Source organism: Hadarchaeum sp. (SeqCode), from assembly GCF_049969415.1.
In the GTDB taxonomy this organism is placed as follows: Archaea; Hadarchaeota; Hadarchaeia; order Hadarchaeales; family Hadarchaeaceae; genus Hadarchaeum.
Genome location: NZ_JBMFOX010000078.1, coordinates 1 through 2,745, shown reverse-complemented (window position 1 = coordinate 2,745; position 2,745 = coordinate 1). Strand labels below are relative to the sequence as shown.

The window sequence follows — 2,745 nt, the reverse complement described above, 5'->3', positions numbered from 1 at the left end:
CCAGCCGCTGGCGGTCTCTCCGGCGAGGTGAAGATCGGCTGGGTGGACGGTCTGACCGGAGGCAACGCCTTCTGGGGTGAGCAGGCCATAACAACTGCCAACATCGCCCTTGAAGAAGTTAACAAACACTTAAAGAACACCAACGCCGGCTGGACAATGACCCTTGTGGTCGAGGACTCTGAAACCAAACCAGATGTTGCCCTAGAAAAGCTAAAGAGCTTGCATGCCAAGGGGATTACGATAGTCAGCGGTTGGGGAACTAGTGGGGACCTCAGAGGTTCCATGTCATACGCCAACGCTAACAAAATACTTCTTTTGTCCTATGGTTCTACGGCCATCGACTTAGCCGTGGCTAATGACTACGTCTACCGACTCATGCCCACCAGCGCTCAGGAGGGACAAATGCTGGTCAGTCTGGCAAAATATCTAGGTGTTACTTATCTGATTCCGCTCTGGAGAGGCGACTCCTGGGGTGACAGCGTCGTTAAAGCCACTAGAACCGCTGCCGCAAAGGCCGGAATCTCGGTGGATGAAGGAATAAGGTACACCCCCGATGCCGTAGAGTTCAGCGCCGAAGCTAGCGCGCTCAACTCAGCCGTTCAGAGCGCCAAGTCACGGTACGGAGCTGACAAGGTTGCTTGGTTCATCGTCTGCTTCGAGGAAGGCAAGGCAATTTACGAAGCGCTGGCAGCATACAACCCCGCGGCTTGGGGAATAAAGTGGCTGACCAACGATGGGCCCAGCCTTTGCGACTGGGTGGTCGGCACACCCACTATCGCTGAAATGGTATCCACAACGGACTGCATCTTCCCAGCAAAGATGGCAACCCCGAGCGGAAAAATGCAGCAAATACAAGCTGAAGTACAAAAGAGGCTCGGAAGAACAGCGGACCTTTACGGACTCAATGGATACGACTGTGTCTGGACCCTGGCGCTGGCACTCATGGCTGCTGACCAGTACGACGCAGATGCTGTCAAGGCCCAGCTGCCCATGGTCTTCGACGTTTACCAGGGAGTTGGCGGCTGGTCACCGCTGAACGAGTATGGTGACAGATCAGGACGCAACTTCGGACTCTACAAGGTAATGCAGATAGGCGGCGAATGGAAGTGGGTCCAGGTCGGCATGTGGGACTTCGGCACCGAAGAGATTTCGTGGCTGCCCGAGCCTGTAGTGGTCTACTGAAGTCTAAAACCGGTGCTCAGAAAAGGAAGGGCACCCCAAGCTGAATTAATTCTTTTTTGATTTCTTCAAACAGTTTGATATAGTCCTCTCTAGGTCTCACTTTTCTGACATCATAGCACTCGCGGAAGGTCTTGCCCAGCGGAGCGTTGGTCAGATTGGCTTCGTACTTCTTGACGATCTCTTTCACGATCTCGTTGGCATCCTCCCGCTTGAACCCCTGATCCGCGGCCGCGCAGCCTATCTCACAGGCCATCCTCCCTTCCATCGGCGTGGCCCGGTTCTTGTGCTTGTTTCTCGCCACGGCCATTTCCCAGAGATTACCGCCCGAAACCGAGCTGGTCAACCCGTGCGCCGCGGCCTCATAGAGTACCATCGGCGTGGCCGGACCCGCGGCGGCGAAACCATTGGATGTCGAGATGAACGGGGTGTGCTTTGCCAGTGTCTGGTAAGTCACGCTTATCGCCCAGAGTAGCTCGCGAGAGGTGTTAAAGGAGTACATCAGATGCATCGGGAAATAATTCGAGTAATGGGCCTGGGCGACCATCAGGGCTTGAATGTGGGAGGCCACCCCCACCACGGCAGTTCCCTCCGCACCGCCGCAGTAGCCTCCGAAAAGCGGGCCGAAGAGACAGCCGACGAAACAGCCGTACTGGTGGTAGTGGATCATCCGGTTCAGCGCCGAATAGTCTATTTTCAGCTCGGTTATCGTGGGGACAAATCTGCCGTCGGTTAACCGCTCACCCCACTCCGGATTGCTCACGGCAATCTGGGCGGTGTCGGCCTCGGCCGTCCCGACTCCCTGCAAAAAGATGCCCGGTCTACCCACCCGCCTGGCCGCCTCGCGAAACATCAGCGCATGGGCAACGGAGCCCTTGATGTCGGTGGGTGCGTTGGCCTTGATGTCCGAGCCCTCGATCTCATCAAGCAACGGGCCGCAGACACCGTCGGCGAGAGGCTCCTGAAGGTAGGCCATGGCAACTGGAACAAAAAGGTCCTCGTCATAGGTGATGTCCGGACTGAACAGACAGAAGGGCCTCTTTCTGTCCTCGACCTTTCGGTGGGACATTTTTCTCGCATCTTTACCATAACCCACGGTTATCTCGCCCGGGAAGGCCTTCATAGCCTCCTTGACCTCCCTTTCTGTGAACAGAATCCTTCGATGGGTGTTGATACAAAGCGTACCTACAGTGAGGTAAAGGTCCAAGGCCGCCGCCCAGACATCATCAGCAAGCGTGTCGTCTGCGGGTATGATTGTCTCCGGGTCAAACTTTATATCATATTCCTTTATCACCCGCTTAAGCTCGGGGAAAAGTATCTTCGTGTCAAAATCCCTTTCCATACAGATGGGTCCCGTTTCAGATCTTTCTAGGACCTCGTTTATCCTCCAAGGTGGAACCGGCATTTTTTCCTCCATAACAAGGCAGCGACATCCAAATAAAAACTTTTCCTAAAAAATGCATTGTTGCAAAAATAAACGCGAAATCTTCTGCGCAAGCTCCGGTTTGGCTCGTCGAACCAATTCTTGAAAGGATCTCATCGACCGACGCCCAAGTTCATCAACAG

At 54.7% G+C, this 2,745-nt stretch carries 2 protein-coding genes; one reads left to right on the top strand and one right to left on the bottom strand.

Annotation, left to right across the window (positions count from 1 at the left end; genetic code table 11):
• The coding region (locus ACP5PX_RS07775) for an ABC transporter substrate-binding protein (protein WP_428085389.1) at positions 1-1,182 on the top strand (1,182 nt) is incomplete at its 5' end.
• 16 nt (positions 1,183-1,198) lie between these two features.
• On the opposite strand, the gene ACP5PX_RS07770 is transcribed toward ACP5PX_RS07775, so the two are convergent.
• The gene (locus tag ACP5PX_RS07770) at positions 1,199-2,596 is read right to left on the bottom strand and encodes a monomethylamine:corrinoid methyltransferase (RefSeq protein WP_428085388.1); all 1,398 of its coding nucleotides are present in this window, start codon (positions 2,594-2,596) and stop codon (positions 1,199-1,201) included.
• Positions 2,597-2,745 lie beyond the last annotated feature (149 nt).

What these genes read in the sequence shown, in the direction of transcription:
- ACP5PX_RS07770 (WP_428085388.1), bottom strand. Translation starts at nt 2,596, where the DNA reads ATGGAGGAAAAAATGCCGGTTCCACCTTGGAGGATAAACGAGGTCCTA.